This is a genomic window from Brevibacillus laterosporus (assembly GCA_007833815.1).
Taxonomy (GTDB): Bacteria; Bacillota; Bacilli; order Brevibacillales; family Brevibacillaceae; genus Brevibacillus_B; species Brevibacillus_B laterosporus_D.
Map to the genome: position 1 here is coordinate 54536 of CP033461.1, position 15992 is coordinate 70527.

The 15992-nt window shown below is 34.9% G+C and carries 17 protein-coding genes and 3 pseudogenes; 12 read left to right on the forward strand and 8 right to left on the reverse strand.

Features of this window, described 5'->3' with window-relative positions:
- Positions 1-45: 45 nt before the first annotated feature.
- The 9 genes from EEL30_00310 (at position 46) to EEL30_00350 (ending at position 9239) form a co-directional block, all read left to right on the forward strand.
- Positions 46-1113, forward strand: coding sequence for a hypothetical protein (locus tag EEL30_00310; GenBank protein QDX90960.1), 1068 nt, complete (start codon positions 46-48; stop codon positions 1111-1113).
- The gene (locus EEL30_00315) at positions 1114-1941 is read left to right on the forward strand and encodes a thiamine biosynthesis protein ThiF (protein ID QDX90961.1); all 828 of its coding nucleotides are present in this window, start codon (positions 1114-1116) and stop codon (positions 1939-1941) included.
- A 543-nt stretch (positions 1942-2484) separates the two neighbouring features.
- Positions 2485-2895, forward strand: coding sequence for a thioredoxin (locus EEL30_00320; protein QDX90962.1), 411 nt, complete (start codon positions 2485-2487; stop codon positions 2893-2895).
- Between the two features lie 651 nt (positions 2896-3546).
- Entirely contained in the window at positions 3547-4455 is a 909-nt protein-coding gene (locus EEL30_00325) for a hypothetical protein (GenBank protein ID QDX90963.1), read from the forward strand.
- Positions 4456-4496: 41 nt separating this feature from the next.
- Complete coding sequence (locus EEL30_00330; protein ID QDX90964.1) at positions 4497-4799, forward strand: hypothetical protein; 303 nt, start codon at positions 4497-4499, stop codon at positions 4797-4799.
- Between the two features lie 37 nt (positions 4800-4836).
- Entirely contained in the window at positions 4837-5949 is a 1113-nt protein-coding gene (locus EEL30_00335) for an AAA family ATPase (protein QDX90965.1), read from the forward strand.
- Positions 5950-5961: 12 nt separating this feature from the next.
- Positions 5962-7428 (forward strand): VWA domain-containing protein, encoded by a 1467-nt coding sequence (locus tag EEL30_00340; GenBank protein QDX90966.1) that lies wholly within the window; start codon positions 5962-5964, stop codon positions 7426-7428.
- Positions 7429-7501: 73 nt separating this feature from the next.
- The gene (locus tag EEL30_00345; protein QDX90967.1) at positions 7502-7921 is read left to right on the forward strand and encodes a hypothetical protein; all 420 of its coding nucleotides are present in this window, start codon (positions 7502-7504) and stop codon (positions 7919-7921) included.
- 154 nt (positions 7922-8075) lie between these two features.
- Positions 8076-9239 carry a hypothetical protein gene (locus EEL30_00350; GenBank protein QDX90968.1) on the forward strand — a complete coding sequence of 388 codons (1164 nt, stop codon included), beginning with the start codon at positions 8076-8078 and terminating at the stop codon, positions 9237-9239.
- Positions 9240-9443: 204 nt separating this feature from the next.
- On the opposite strand, the gene EEL30_00355 is transcribed toward EEL30_00350, so the two are convergent.
- A complete protein-coding gene (locus EEL30_00355) occupies positions 9444-9629 on the reverse strand; it encodes a hypothetical protein (GenBank protein ID QDX90969.1) in 186 nt (61 codons plus the stop codon).
- A 543-nt stretch (positions 9630-10172) separates the two neighbouring features.
- On the opposite strand from EEL30_00355, the gene EEL30_00360 reads away from it, so the two are divergent.
- Positions 10173-10487 (forward strand): hypothetical protein, encoded by a 315-nt coding sequence (locus EEL30_00360; protein QDX90970.1) that lies wholly within the window; start codon positions 10173-10175, stop codon positions 10485-10487.
- 265 nt (positions 10488-10752) lie between these two features.
- Here EEL30_00360 and EEL30_00365 read toward each other — a convergent pair.
- Positions 10753-10938, reverse strand: a pseudogene (locus EEL30_00365) (MFS transporter).
- A 678-nt stretch (positions 10939-11616) separates the two neighbouring features.
- A complete protein-coding gene (locus EEL30_00370) occupies positions 11617-12132 on the reverse strand; it encodes a hypothetical protein (GenBank protein ID QDX90971.1) in 516 nt (171 codons plus the stop codon).
- A 300-nt stretch (positions 12133-12432) separates the two neighbouring features.
- Here EEL30_00370 and EEL30_00375 point away from each other — a divergent pair, with 300 nt between their 5' ends.
- On the forward strand, positions 12433-12630 hold the full coding sequence (locus EEL30_00375; GenBank protein QDX90972.1) for a hypothetical protein: 198 nt from the start codon (positions 12433-12435) through the stop codon (positions 12628-12630).
- 265 nt (positions 12631-12895) lie between these two features.
- Here the strand turns inward: EEL30_00375 and EEL30_00380 are convergent, their stop codons facing one another.
- The 4 genes and pseudogenes from EEL30_00380 to EEL30_00395 all read right to left on the reverse strand — a co-directional run bounded on the left by EEL30_00380 (position 12896) and on the right by EEL30_00395 (position 14942).
- Complete coding sequence (locus EEL30_00380; GenBank protein QDX90973.1) at positions 12896-13129, reverse strand: hypothetical protein; 234 nt, start codon at positions 13127-13129, stop codon at positions 12896-12898.
- Between the two features lie 270 nt (positions 13130-13399).
- Positions 13400-13636: pseudogene (locus tag EEL30_00385) on the reverse strand (transposase).
- A 146-nt stretch (positions 13637-13782) separates the two neighbouring features.
- Complete coding sequence (locus EEL30_00390) at positions 13783-14610, reverse strand: IS3 family transposase (protein QDX90974.1); 828 nt, start codon at positions 14608-14610, stop codon at positions 13783-13785.
- Between the two features lie 35 nt (positions 14611-14645).
- The gene (locus EEL30_00395; GenBank protein ID QDX90975.1) at positions 14646-14942 is read right to left on the reverse strand and encodes a transposase; all 297 of its coding nucleotides are present in this window, start codon (positions 14940-14942) and stop codon (positions 14646-14648) included.
- Between the two features lie 291 nt (positions 14943-15233).
- Here EEL30_00395 and EEL30_00400 point away from each other — a divergent pair, with 291 nt between their 5' ends.
- Complete coding sequence (locus EEL30_00400; protein QDX90976.1) at positions 15234-15476, forward strand: hypothetical protein; 243 nt, start codon at positions 15234-15236, stop codon at positions 15474-15476.
- A 184-nt stretch (positions 15477-15660) separates the two neighbouring features.
- Here EEL30_00400 and EEL30_00405 read toward each other — a convergent pair.
- A pseudogene (locus EEL30_00405) lies at positions 15661-15869 on the reverse strand (hypothetical protein).
- Between the last annotated feature and the right edge of the window lie 123 nt (positions 15870-15992).

The following is a 15992-nucleotide window of genomic DNA, read 5'->3' on the forward strand; positions in this document are numbered from 1 at the left end:
TCTTTTTTTATTTAAATAACCTTAAGAATTGAAAGGATGATTGAAATGGCCCAATATAAGATGCTTCAGGAGACTATTTTTAGTTTTTTAGGAGAAGAGGAACCAGAGACAGTTGAAATTACTAGTCCGAAAAAAAGTAAGAAAGTAGCGAGTAATACAAGCAATAAAACTAAACCTACTCCTAAACCAGAAGAAATCTTTCAAGTAAACACAGAAACTAGCATACGTTATGGAGGAGAAACTATTCCCCTTACGGATTATTTTACAGCTGACGAAATTTCAATAGGAACCTTGTTAGAAAGTAATACGGAAGCAGATCCCCAAACTCCAACATATAAAGCTATAACTGTTGATGATATTAGAAGAAGACTTGAAAATGATTTTGCTGAACTAACAGAGGATTTAACATCAATGAGTTTTATCAAAGAAAAAAATCTTATTGTCCCAGTCCTTCAGGCTCGTAAAAAAGGCATGATTCTGAAAAAAAGACACGGTATTTATCTATCTCTTAGCGACGCAGCTGATAACAAACGTAGCAATATGTATATACCATCATCTGATGGAAACATATATCACATTCGGGACACTGAACATTTATCCATATGTAAACGTACTAGAGCAGTCCCTTCTCTTTCTTCAATAAAAGAAGGAGTACGATTAAAAGCTCCAAAAATTAATTGGGATATTATTACTGAGTTTATCAAAATCTCTCGTTATTACGCATCAAAATATGGTACAGAAGTACATGCAGAAATACTTTGGAACGGGATAGATTATAAACTCTCCATTCCTAAACAAAGAGTAAGTAGTCAACTTGTTGAGCCTGAAACAACAAATCTTATTCCAGAAGAGGACGAGATTAAAGTTATGGAAATTCATAGTCATAACTTCATGGATGCCTACTTCTCTAGTCAAGATGATGAATCAGAAAAAGCACCAATTCTATATGCGGTTATAGGAAGAGTCACAGATTATTTTCCTCAAATAAAGGTCAGGACTTGCTTAAACAATGAATACCTAGAACTTGATCCTAATAATGTTTTTGACACTCCTTTTCAGCTCAATCAGTCATATGAATTTAAGCAAATTACCATTCATAAGGAGCTAAACTAGATGATAACAATTGGAAAAGAAAGAGAAGTTTTTTTTTATCTTGTTCAAATTGGGTGTGGTGGAAATGGGTCTTACATTCTACAACAATGCGCCCAAATGATGAATATTTTTAATTGTGATGGTAGATACATCGTTGCGGACCCTGATATCGTGGAGCATAAAAATTTAAACAATCAACTCTTTATTCCTAAAGATGTTGGCAGAACAAAAGCTTCCATTTTAGCAAAACGCTATAGCAGTCATTACAACCTTCCAATCGCCTCATATGATCAAAAATATATTGAGGATGAAAGAGCGTTGCATAGTTTATTTCAGCATACTGATTATACAAATTGTTATAGATGGAATAAGAAATTTCTACCCATTTTAATTGGAGCAGTAGACAACAATTATACGCGTAAAATTATGCATGAGTATTTTTTAAAACAGGAAAGTTTACTGTATATAGACGTTGGGGTAGAAAGTGCTTGGGTCCCTCAAGATGGCCGTAAAGAGCCAGAATGGTCCGAAAAAGAAATTGAGAAACATAGAAACACTGGATGGGGAGGACAAGTGGTTATAGGTCTAAAAGAGAAAGGGGAAATACTCCTAGATCCGGTGGCTAATCGCTTCCCTGATATCCTCGAAGACCAGGATGAAATAGCTCCATCCGAAATTGCCTGCTCTAATATAGTTGTTAATGAGCCGCAGCGCTTGTTTACCAATCGCTGTGCCGCAATGGTAGTAGCAGGATATTTAAATGAATTATTTAGTGAAAAAACAATTTCAAACCATGTAACTTTTTTTCATGCAAAAAAACAATATATGCGTGCTGAAAAAATTAACTAAAAGAAACAGGCCTCCCCTTATGGGGAGCCTTTGTTCTTTCAAAATAAAACTAAACATTGAACTATTTATTTTATCGATTCACTTATTGTGGTATTATAAGGACTATAAGATGTATGCATTATATCGTATCATTACTGCCTATAATAAAAAAACCGCAGGTGCTGGTAACACCTACGGTTTGTACAATAAGCTGTCTCTCAATGGGGCTGGCTCAGGTCACGAAGTAAGATCGTCAAGCTTTTGCGGGCTCAATGGCGATCTTACTTTTTTTGGTCAAGGCAACGACTATTGTCACGACTAATCCCAGCAAGGCCACAAATAAGCCACCAAACTGGAACAATAGAGAAAGAGCTTCGTGAGTTAGTACCAATGTCTGGAATACTATAGGATAATAGTCTGTTTTCGGTACTATTAGACTGGACAGACCAAGATAATAAATATCATTGGAATCAAATAACGATTACTTGTTATAAAAGGCTATTTCCTTTTCTAAGGAAATGGCTTTTTTTCATACCAAAAACTATATGAAAGAAGGAAAGTAACATGAAACTCATAAAAATAACTGCAATTCTTTTCGTTTTAATAGCGATAATGATTTCATCAGGATGTCAATCCCAACCAAAAAACGCGGTCTCTCCAATCAATGGTAATCAGATAGAAAATATTGAATCACTTAAAAAACGTATTTCAATAGAAAAAGAGTTATATGTATATTTCTACCAGCCATCATGTTCCTTCTGTCAAGAAGTAGAACCATATTTATTACCACTAGGTGAAATCTTAAAGACACCCTTCACCAAAATTGATTTGAGTAATAATAAAGAGGGTTGGAATTTATATAAAGTAGAAGGAACCCCTACTGTTATTCATTTTAAGGATGGTAATGAGTTTAGAAAAGTAGTGGGAGCATTATCTAAAGAAGACTATTCTTCATTTTTTTCTTTTGAAGAATAAGTTAAAATACACCCCAACCATTAATCTAGAATAGATATAATGAAACTGTTTTCCTTGTAAATAAACATGCATTTTGCTAAACTAAAAATGTGAATAAGTCCTCAAATTTTTTGGAAAAAAGAACATTTTCTAAAGAACTCAAAAGAGGCATACCGTAATTGGCAGAGTCAAACGGTATAACTGAATGTGGAAACACATCAGACTTATGCTTATAGACTTCCTACGCTCTCATAGTAGCCTAGAGAAGAGAATAGCCCAACTGATTATTTAATCAGACCCTACCCTTAACGACTCCTTTGAGAGTGAAGTTAAGACAAGACATACCCACCACGCGGTATGAACTTTCCAAAACTGATGTGCGTAAATCAGTAGAGGATTTTACTGGACCCTAGCGAAGCTATGTCCAAGATTACTATTTCATAATAAATAATGAAGCTATCCTATTGCTCGGATATTATTGAGCAGCCTAGGATAGCTTTTTTTATTTTATAAATCAAAAAGAGGAGTGAACATTAGATTTCACAACGTTAATGAATTAAATTTTCTTTTTAGATTCAAAAGAACTCTAAAGATGTCTAAAAGACACATCTACTCAACACTGATATGAGTAGAATGTGTTTTTTTGTATTAAAAATTGAGAGGATGATTGAAATGTCTAGTTTCAACATAGAAAAAATTACTGCGATTCAAGGTAATGGTAATAATATCCCAGTTATCGGCCACCTTACTTGGTACTCTTTAGCTGAACAAATGTATAGCCGAGAAGATCTTCGACAAGGTTTATTAAATTCTGGTCTTGATGAACGTTGGCTACCACCAGTAATACGTCTTCCAGATGCATTTAGACGTGCCACTTCAGCTGTAGAATGTAGAAAAGTATCAGATCAGGAAGGTAAGCACTACAATTATCTAATCCGAGAAGTAGCATATGATGCAACATTTGTTCAGAGAAATATTGTAATGGAAACAGTAGATCGTGCAGGTAAAAGGCTAGAGTACAATCCTGAGTCAGCCATTTTAACCCTTGATAAAGAACAAGGAACTATTGACGTTCAAGTCCTCAGTAAAAATGCTGAAGAAATCGCAAAGGAAGCCATAAGATTATTTGAATTATATAAAACGCATTATAATTCTCAAATGGTGCGAGGGATGATACATCGTATCCACAATAGCATGGCTCCTATTTCAGTAAAGCCTTCTGGTGGAATCTATTTCATTCCGATTCGCTTTGAATCTACACTTAAATCCTTATGCCATTTCATACAAGGACTGGATAATGGATTCTCTCACTCTATTAAAGTAATTAACGATGCTGAAAGTCGTGATATGGTTCGCGAAAATCTCTTAGCTCATCTCAAAGGCATTTATGGGGGGTGTCACAGCTCACTTAAGGAAAATGCACCGAAAGCTAAAGTAAAAGCCCTTATAGCAGGAGCAAAAAATGCTGTTAATGACTTTAAAGAATATGAAGCACTCCTATCAGATGAAGTTGAAAATATGCAAACTTACATTGAACTCATTAAACAACAAGTCGGTTTGTTATTGAACAAAATCGAGTAGTTCAAACACTAGAATTCATTATCTTTGAAAGGATGATTAAAATGAAAAATCAAAAATCACTCAAGAAAGAGGGTAAATGTTTCATGATGGCTCCTTTTATTATTCCACTAATTCTGGAAAATGATTTAAAACAAATTTGGCTGCAAGTAGATGAAATACTAGCCAAATTCGACGATCTTTCAGTCGATGAATTACTTGAATGTCGAGAATCAATCCAAGAGAGATTGGAAGCTATTGCTGCTTTGTTGTATCCATACATTCCGAATAATTTAGGAAATCAAGAAGCCCTAAGCCCACATTCAATATTATCTACAAAATGGGCAGATGCTGAAAGTATCAACTAATAAAAAACAAATAGTGTTCTAGAACTAAGGAGGAATTATAGTGAATGCCATCCAAAAAATTAATGACTTAAGAGATTATCTTTCTTATAAATTTGTAGAAAGAGAGGAAATTGTTGAAGGTATACTATTAGCAATACTTGCGAAACAACACGTTTTACTTGTTGGCCCTCCTGGTACTGCAAAGTCTAATCTAGTTTCTGAACTAGCCAAACATATTACAGGAGGCAACTACTTTCAGTGGTTGCTTTCTCGTTTCAGTACGCCAGAGGAATTGTTTGGACCAGTATCACTTCAAGGGTTAGAAAAAGGAATCTATAAGCGAAATACACTAAATAAATTGCCTGAGAGTCATATAGCTTTTATTGATGAGATTTTTAAAAGTAATTCAGCCATCTTAAACGCTATGCTAACTCTTATTAATGAGCGTATCTTCTATAACGATGGGCAGCCAATCACTTCTCCTCTTATGACTGTCGTTGGAGCAAGTAATGAATATCCTGAAGACGGAGAAAACTTAGAGGCACTTTTTGATCGCTTTCTTTTGAGGTATCACGTCGACTACATCGGAGAAGACAATCATTTTATCAGTATGCTAAAAGGAATATCTCCTAAGTCACCAATGCCCCTATCAATAAATGAAATTACAGAACTTCAGCTCTATACTGCCATGGTAAATATTCCAAATTCTGTTCTGGAAGTTTTATTACAAATAAGAAATAAGCTCAAAGATGAAGGTATCAGACCCTCAGATAGACGCTTTAAACAATCCCTTAACATCATTCGTGCTAATGCCTTCCTTAAACAAAGAAACACCGTTGAATACTCAGATTTGGCGGTTTTATCTCATTCCTTATGGGAAACTGTTGACCAATCGGAAAAAGTTAAAGTCATAGTTAAAGAATTTTGTACAGACAAACTTAAATTTCAATTAGATCAATATTTCAACGATGCTAACGAACAGTTTGAAATCGTGAGAAAACAACAAACAGCTGAATCGGCTCTAGAAGCCACAAAAAAAATGAAAGACATTCTACATTCAATTTCTCTATTAAAACCTCAATATCCAGCTCGAGTTAATGAATGCGAAGAAGTAGAGAAAAAAGTAAAAATAGCTCTTTCAAAAGTGGCTGAAGCTGCCATTGGAATTTAGGAGGATGATAAAATGTACAAATCTGTTTTAAACACTGATAGTTATGACAAAAGAAGATTTAAAGAGATCTTTCAGATGTCGAATAAAATGAAAATTTTAGAGACCGCAGGGGCAAATTATTTGCCCTCTTTTTTATCCCTAATGGGGGACATATGGGCAGGATTATTTAAGTTAACTCCTGTCCTTGCAGATAAAGTTGACCCTTCCCTCTTAATCAACCAAGAAATAATTCAAAGAGTCTTTCAAGAAGAATCATTCGAATCCTTCCGTTCGTATTCTAGACTTGATGATCTTACCTCTGCCATTGGAACAATTAACTTTAGTGAACAATCCATAAGATGGTTTGAAGAAAAGGTAGATATCGATACAAAACAGGCATTAGAACAAGCCTCTAATAATCAGAAGCAAATAATAGATTTAGAAAATAAAATTAAAAAAATCTCAGAAAAAGGCCAAGAGCAATTACAGCCAGACGATCATGAGACTTTAAAAGACCTCAAAGCAGCGATGTCAGAGAAAGATAATCAGGTAAAAAACCTTATCGAACAAGCACTAATGGGATTACAGAATACTGCTTCCATGAAATCCTACGTGGAGATGGCCATAAATGAAACTCATGATCTCAAAAATGAAGTAAGTTCTTTATTCAGTGGTTCACAAGCTGGCAAGCAAGATTCAGATTTAAAAACAATTCCATTAAAGGATCAATTGTTGCTTGCAGAGCTACTCAAAAAAAATAAAAAACTTAGGGATATTGCTCTTTGGGCAGGTAGATTTAAAAGTATTGCCAGAAAGAAGCAACGTTCTAAGCATACTGACTCATTTGAACGATCGGGGATTACCACTGGGAATAGTCTTGAGCTAATTTTACCTTCTGAACTAGCTTTATATCTCAATTCAGCTTCTAAAGTTGATTTTATGAAGCGTTTTGCTGAAGGAGAGGTCTTACAATACGCTGTAAATGGAAAAGAATCGTTAGGAAAGGGACCAATTATTCTTTGCTTAGATGAGTCTGGTTCTATGAAAACTCTTGACGAACAAGCTAAGGGATTTGTGCTGTCCCTATTGATGATTGCAAAAAAGCAAAGAAGAGATTTTGCACTCATTAAATTTTCCAAAAAAATTCAAACCAATATTTATAAAAAGGGAAAAATTACTGCCCATGAATTAATCACTTTAGCGACTTCTTTTCTGGGCGGTGGTACAAATTTTGAATTACCACTAGAAAAGTCATTGCAGATTCTTGATAAAGATCGATTCTCCAAATCAGACATAATTTTTGTAACTGATGGTGAAGATAACCTGTCGGAATCATTCATCACGTCATTTAATGAAAAGAAAAAAGAGAAAGACTTTCAAGTTTTATCTATCTTGTTGAAAAATAATAACACACAAACCATTCAATCTTTTTCAGATGAGATCATTTTAGCTTCAGACATTTATGATGAAGCAGTCATGAAAAGGGCTTTTAGCATTTGAAAAATTACTAGCCATCAAGGTTTAAGGGTATTAACTCTTTCAAAACCAATCAAATAAGAAAAGGATGATAAAAATGAAAAAACCTATAGAAAATTATTTGGAATTTAATATAATTTCTAGGTATACTAGGAAGCAAGCATTAGAGGATGGATTATTAATAGATGTCTCTAATTTAGCACAAGAGAGAGGGTTCAAAATTCCTGTTTCAATTACTAAACAGGTTTGGAATTTAGTTATTACACCAGACGATTCTGCCAAAAGAGCAGGTGTTGATGAGACTGGTTGCTTATGGGATGTCATACACATGCTTTACACGGCTCTAACGACAGGAATTAATAGGGTAGACAAAGAAAATTATAATACTCAGGAGCTTCTCTATTCTCTTTATATTTTCAAGAATGGCGAATCTAAAGTCACTACACTAAAGGCAGTTTGCTTACCTGGAGACAACATGGAGCCAGTGTTTACTATCATGATGCCAGAGGAAGACTAAATCTAGGTTTCGCATCATCTAGAGATGTAATTCAAATTAGATCTACGTGAAGCAAAGGGGGGGCATATATTATGTTCCCCTTTTTCTATAATAAGATTATCTTCACAAGAAATATATACGTCCATTTGTTTAAAATAAGGGGGGAATTATTACAATGAAAGATAAAGATTATCATGATTTAGAGAGTCTTATAGGTCATGTGGACCCTTTATTACAGAGATTACAACAAAGCTATGTAGAATCCAGGTTAACAAGTATTTGGTCAAAGCTGTGTAAGGCTACCTTTGCTCAATATAAGGGAGTCTTTGCATTCTTAAAAGACAAGAAATTCAATATTACTCCTCTTGTATCCTCATCAATTGGTATAGGTGCTCTTTCCTTTTTTGGTTGGGAAGGTCCTTATAATAAAATTATAATTTGGAGTAAAGATATTTCGATAATAACCGGCTTTCAAGAAGACGTTATAACGAATACAACTCTAATCTTTATAACTCTCATAGTTTGGGTGCTAATCACAGCTACATTATCCTTTTTACATATGGCTAAACCATTTAATCCGTATTTCGATATCAGAGTATATAAGATGCTAAGAAAGGATGAATATGAAGCATTCCTTCCATTTCTCCATGAAGGAAACTCATTTACTTTTGCAGGAATAAAAAGCAAATTAAATTCTGCAAACGGAGGTAACATTTCAGATATTTTAAGAAACAAAGAAAATGAGATAGGGACGCTAAAAGAAAAAAGTGAACTTTTAAAAACTACTATTGACGACTTGGGGAAGGAACTTTATCGGACCATAAATGTTAAGAATGAAGATATTAATAAGTTAAAAGAACAAGTCATTTTCCTTAATAAACTCATAGATAAGGTCAAAACCTCGATATCTCGGTATAACAATCGTTGCTTTTCGGTATATGATATAGATTTCTTCTGTCCTTTCACATTGTATGAGCTAAGAAAAGATAGACTCGTTAGGTTAGCTGATGTAAAAACAGGAGGAAACAGCAAAACGGAGATTTCTTTAGCAGAACACCAACATTATGCTTCAGTAAAAGTTTTATCGCATGAAGATGACTATGTTTATGAGCGAGTTGATAGTGGAAGTAGTATTTTATCTTTTAAGATTCCATTATCTAATAGTGATATTTGGGTAATTAACTTTCATATTTATCAAAATGATCAACAGGCACTAGAATTATTTTTTGGAGATGCTATAATTGATACAAAGACAATGGTAGAATTGGTACAAGCACATTGTCGTTTACTCTATTCACAGGGCACTCTGAATCAGTCTACACAAATTGCAAATGACTGAAAGGGGAGGTTATCGTGGCCAAAAGCGCAGTATTACCTCAAAAACCAGTAGCTATGAGATATGAACATAGAACATTAAGGGATTCTATAGTATCTCATACACTCAAGATGGAAGAATATGATAGGGAAACACAAAAAAGAGTCGCGGCATTACTAAGCCGTGTTCAAAATATGTAACAGCATAAGAAAACCAGGGAATAGTAGATTAGCTATTCTCTGTTTTTTTTTGTCCTTTTTTGTCCTTCAAAATATTATTAACTCTGTCAATAATACTTTTATCCTGTCTTTTTATTTTTTCGTCAAAATTTCTAAGTCTTTTTTCTAAACTATCCGGCTTATATTCTCTAGCTACTGAGTGCAAATCGACTATTTTCTTTTTACTATCACTCATTTATAATCATCTCCTCTCTTTATATATCCATAGCTTGGACAAAAAAGAGAAAAAATAATCAAAAAACAGGGTGCATTACAACATATCAGATGGTATAATCTTTTTAAATAAAAGTCCTTAACAATCTAAGGCATACCGTAATTGGCAGGGTCAAACGGTATAACTGCACGTGGAAACACGTCAGACTCATGCTTATAACTAACTTTACTCCCGTTAGCAGTAAGGTTCGATGTAAGTTGAACTGATATTTTAGTATCAGACATAGAATTATTTTGGAATCATACAAACGTATGAACTAATCATTTAATAATACTAACTTTCCTAGATTCAATTAGTTCATTTGCTTTGTATTACTTTTACTTATAATAATGTCTGGGGTATCCAGACAATGAAAAGACGATTTCTCATTTTTAATGGGATGCCCGTCTTTTTTTTATTTCTCTTTGGTCCGCCTAATACCAAAAGGAATTTATTTCGTTAGGCAGCGATTCCCTTCGCTTAAAATTTTGGGAAAGTAGATTTTTATACTTAGGAGGAAGTAAAATGGCAGTTCAAAGTATTGAAGAACATAGTTTATATACAGATATCCAGGAGTGTGTAATGCGATTCTATACGTTAAGTAATGTATTAGAAGATCAATTTATTTCATCTGAGTACCAGGATAAAGAACAAACAATCGTTGAGATCATGGCAGAATTAAAGATCAAACTTGATCATAAAGATAATCTGCTTAACCGTTTAGATGATACATATATCGAAAGTTTATGTGAAGCTCAGGAGGCAGCATATAAGAAGGGATTCTTAGATTGCTTAAACGGATTTATGTCTATATTGGATAATAAGACTACCAATAGATGAATATATAACCTCATCGTTAATATGGTCAGTGGTAGCACACTTGCTTCAGGAAGAGCTATATTTACTTCACTTAAAAATCTTAGTTCCGTACAATAATTAAGACATTTTAAAATGATGGAATGGCTCATTTCCTGTTGGATACAATATCTTAGCTCTAGGACACTCCTTACTAGAAAATGAGTCCTTTTCGTTCATTTATGCGAATCTCGGACGTGATAGTGGCTATTTTTAGCCTTCTCCATTGCAAAAATTGCTTTTCACGTATCCCGATCGCTCCTACTCCAAATGTCAAAGCCAACCGTCCATCTTGATACAATAAGCTACCAATAATCGTTCCTACTGCCATACCAATATAACGAATAAAATAAGAAGCCAATCGCCGTTGCTCGCTCTGCTAAAAGAGCTCGGTTAGTAACGTACTTTGGATTGGCATGGCATAACCACCACTAAATAAAGCCATATAAAGATGCCTGCTACTGAGAAATTTCTACGAAAGTGGAAACACAATTTTTATCAGAAGTTATAGAAATAGAGCCAGAAAACATTCTAACGAACATGGGATAAAATCATAATCTCACTCTTAAATACATAAACTATATCAAATGAACGATGTGGGCCTTGAATTTCTGATTCAGGGCTTTTATTTTTATCATTAGGTGTATAATCAACTGAGAGGCAGAACTAAAAGAGGAACCAATGTATAAATCAAAAGATCATCAGAATTGTGAGTCTGTTTGAAAGCAGAACTCTGATTATTATATATAAAAAATTAAACCCTTGATTTCTAAATCAGGGGTTAATCTAATTATCATCACTTATTATCTTTTTTATTAGACTTAGTGGGACAATCAAGATATTTTTGTCTATAAAGGGGTAGCGTCAGGAAAAAGATATTTTGTTGGTAGGACCCCTACATTCATTCGTGTTAAAAATAACGCTCTTTTCTCATTAAACCTGTGATTTATAAGCTTTTTCTATTCCTTTGTATCTTATTATTCTTTTTGCATTGTAATACTCCTTTTAGATCTTGTGTCAAAATTTTACATCCTAATTATCCTTCAATCACAGTTGTATCCGTTTGAAAAAGAAGATGTATTTGTTTACAAAATAAATAGGGTTAACATGATTACTATCTGTAATCGAAATAGAAAAACCCTGATATATGAGCGGTCTGTGGATTTTCTTCCATTAATCTGATATGTAAATCGCGTACCTGAATGTGTTGACCATCAATCACATAATAAGGTAATTGATCTACACTATATTTCAAAACATGATCTACATATACCGTTTCCTGACAACTTACAGAAATAGACGTATCTCTTCCACTATTTGTATATAAGTTTTCCACAATAATTGGTTCTAGAGAAACATTCACCATATAAGACAAACAACCTTTGATTTTTAATACATGAAGATCAATCTCTACTTCCCCACAATCATCTACGTCAATCAATCTTTTACAACTCTCTTTTGCCATGGATAAGCGACTTACATCGTAGACAAGTTTAGCCGTATTCGGTTTTTGTATTTGAAAACCTGTTGGAATCGACACCATACACTGAAAGGGGACCTGATGTTTTTTTATTCTATCCATAGAAACATTTATATCCGATTGATCTTGTAATGTATACATTTCATCCATTTTTTACATGCACCTCCTATCTAATTATTCGTTTTCTTTCGGCATTCATTCGAAAAATAAACTCCATATATCTTTATGTAGGGGGCGTGTTCCATATGCTTTTTTATTCATATTTTAAAAAATCTAAAGGTGGGACATTTTTTGTTCCCTTTTTTCTATTTTTTGAGGACGTTTTGTTATCCATCTATTCCTTTACCTTAATACTTCTATTTTTATAAGCAGGAATCGCTATCTATTTAGCAAATATATACTTTATAAAAGTTGGGGAGTGAAGAATATGAAGGGTTTAAGGACGTTTTAATGCAAGGAGCACTATTAATTGGTCAAAAAAGGGATACCTTTACGTCAATTCGACCTCGTACAATATCATCATCATACTTACTTCCTATGTATCATGAATTTGTAGGCTCTCATGAATCTGGTGATTGGATTCCTAGTACGGAACTTAACCATTCTGTATATATCAAAAATTTGAAAGAAGGTCTTACGAACGAATAAACAAAAAGTCCCCAACAAAATAGTTAGGGACTTCTTACCATACACTTTCTAGGGATTTCGCAAAAAATATACGAAAGTATATTTTTTATAACATACTTATTTTTTACATGTTTGAAAAATACATAGAATCATTGCAACATGTATACATACGTAGGGTTTCATTTCGATGATTATACTTTTAAATGGTCCTTCCATCTATTGTCAGCCTACTACCTTTTGTATATGTTATGTTTGTTGCAGTTGTAAAAAATGGATCACAACAAATTCAAGGTCGTTTTTCAATATGAATTCCTTGTAAACTTGTTTGATTTAATTGATGTTTTTCATCGAACCACATTAAACATGAATCTTTAATAAGTAAGAAAATCCCTGTTTTTTGCAGCCGTTCTCCAAAGGAACTTACACATATACAATCGCCACGTTTTAAATATTTACAAAGATGATTCTTCTCATTCTTTTTTTTACAATTTTTACATTCACAAGATCTATGTTGTCTCATAATCGATCACCTCTAAACTTTGAAAGATGTAATCTCCCTTATACATAACTCCATATACAAAGACTTCATTTCTTTTAAAACCCCTCCTTTTCCCATCATTTATACTCTACCATTAGCCTATGTTTCATGTTGTAAATCGGATTAGGCTATCGCCTATATTCCGGTTTTTCTTTTGACAATCCCCATGCCTAAAGGCAGGGGATTCTTGGGTAGTCACTCCTAACGGAGTGAAATTTACCAAGCTATCCCTGTGTCCCACATTTCAGCTGGTTATGCCAACAATCGAAGTCCTTCTTGCTCAATATTGATGGCAGCGTTTTTGTCACGATCATGTTGTACGCCGCAGTTCGGACATGTCCAATTACGTAAATTGAGATTCTTTACCTCTTTAATTTGGTATCCACAACCAGAACACAACTGCGAAGACGGAATTTGTTTCCCCACAATGGAAATTGTTCTTCCATACTAAGCTGCTTTGTATTCCAGCATGGTTCTGAATGTCGACCATGGGGTGCACTTCACACCCCCTGTCCCAAAAAAGAGGGCTTTTCATCTGTTTTTATGGGTACAAATATGGCTCCCCACCATCGAAAAACGCCTTAGAAACGATGGTCAAGACCCCGTTTTGTAGACAGTAAGAAAAACCCCGGCCGTTAGGCCGCTAACTGACGCCTAAATTCACTAGGCGTCAGTCTATTTAGCTTCAGTTGAAGACGTTCTTCGTTGTAAAAATAAATGTAATTTTCAATTCTCCTTTGAGCATCTTGAAGATCTCGTATATCATAAGGATATAGGGCTTCGGTTTTCAAATGAGAAAAGAAGCTTTCAATCGAGGCATTGTCTAGGCAATTGCCCCGTCGGGACATGCTGATTTGGGCGCCAACCATAAGTAGCATGTCGTGGTATGCGTGGGACGTGTACTGGGAACCTTGATCGCTGTGAACGATCAAACCAGTCACGTCTTTTTGCATTTCAAATGCTTTCCTAAAAGTCTCTAGAACAAGCGCATTGTCATTTCGAGTACTGATGTGATAAGCGATAATCTCATGCGTGCATAAATCTTTGATTGCGGAAAGGTAGTTACGTTCCTCACCGATTCGATATTGAGTAACGTCAGTTACCCATTTTTGATTAGGCTCTTGAGCGGTAAAATCACGTTTGAGTAAATTATCTGCAACACACCCATCCGATACCTTTGCTTGATAGGTAGTCATATAGGCACGTTTACGGCGAATGATGGCTTTGAGTCCCAAATTCTGCATGATGCGTAATACTTTCTTATGATTAACCCTACAACCAAATTGACGTAACAGTTCAGCTTGAATTCTACGATATCCGTATATCCCTTTCCTTTGTTCATAGATCGTTCTGATCCGTTTCTTCATCGACTTATCCCTATGCAAGTTTCTAGTGGAAAGGTACTTGTAATAGCCACTTCTCGAAACACCTAACACCATACAAATCTCAGTAATTGGATACATTGTAGACAAGCTCTCCACAATCCGATATTTCTTTCTTATCCCTCCCGCATCCAAATTTCCAAACACTTTTTTAGGATTTCATTCTCCCGCTCTATTTTATGAACGTATCGATCCTGGTCAAGATACACCTCACGTCGTCCACGTTGATCAAGCAAGCCGAATTCCCCCTGCTTTCTATATTTTCTCATCCAAACTTTAACACGGTCTTTATCGTTAATTCCCAAGTGTTCAGCTATCTGTTTGTGAGTCCACTTTTCATTTAGATGCAATCGTACTGCTTCCAATTTAAGTGATTCTGGATAACTTCTAAACTTCTGTCCTTTGATTGCCATAAAAATACACCCCCTAAAGTTCATCGGATAACCTCGAGGGTTTTTCCAATGTCTACTTTAAGGGGTGCACTTCACGATTCTGGAAGGTCAAATTTTTTCTACTCAATCAGCGAAATTCGTAGAGGGGGTTTCGACAGCCTGAAGTATATTTTTTGTTTGCTCTTAGCACCCTCTTTTGAGGATGCAGAGCAAAGTACCTTATATCCCAATTATCAAAATGTCCAATCAAAAAATACCCCTTTTGCATAAAACATAGTGTAGTTCTAAAAAAATTAATAAGGAGGAATTATAATGTCAAGACGAAGATTTCATCATTTATGTGAAGGTGACCGTATTCGTGTATATTCAGCTGGAAATAGGCTCGATGGAGAAGGAACGTTTATTCGTTTTTTAGAAGATGGAGATGAAGATTTTTTATATTGGATTAATCGTCGTGGAAATTTAAACTATACGAGTTTAGATGGGATTAACATTGAGAAAATACGCCATGATTGTTGTGACCGGGATCGGGATCGCGATCGTGATCTTGATTAATTTTTCTCTTTTTTCATGAAAGAATAGGATTACATTGTGTTACACTATTAATGATTTCTCTTTTTATCATTTTGCTGGGGATGTATAATTTACGTCTCTCACAAAAATTTCACAATCGAGTAGGAGGGGGTGACTAACCCCCGTCCTCTCACACCACCGTACGTACCGTTCGGTATACGGCGGTTCACCAAGCTTGACGAATTTCTAAATATCTTTGTACTAAGCTCTTTAACCCTTCTCTTTGCCAGTAGGCAATGCCAAGGGCTTTGTGTATTTGTGGAGTTTTCGTGGTGTGCCATGCACCTTTCGGGTGTTTGCAATTTCAGTTGTCTTTTCATGACTTAATCCAAGGGAACGGAGTTCTCTATATCGAGTTCTTATCCGTTTCCACTGGAGGTATACGAATCCAATTTGAGGCTGTTGTATTCGGGCGAGTCTGCATAACAAGACGAAGCCCTATACAGCCAAGGAATACAGCATTAAACTTGGGCAGGTACTTGTTCGAGCAACACGACT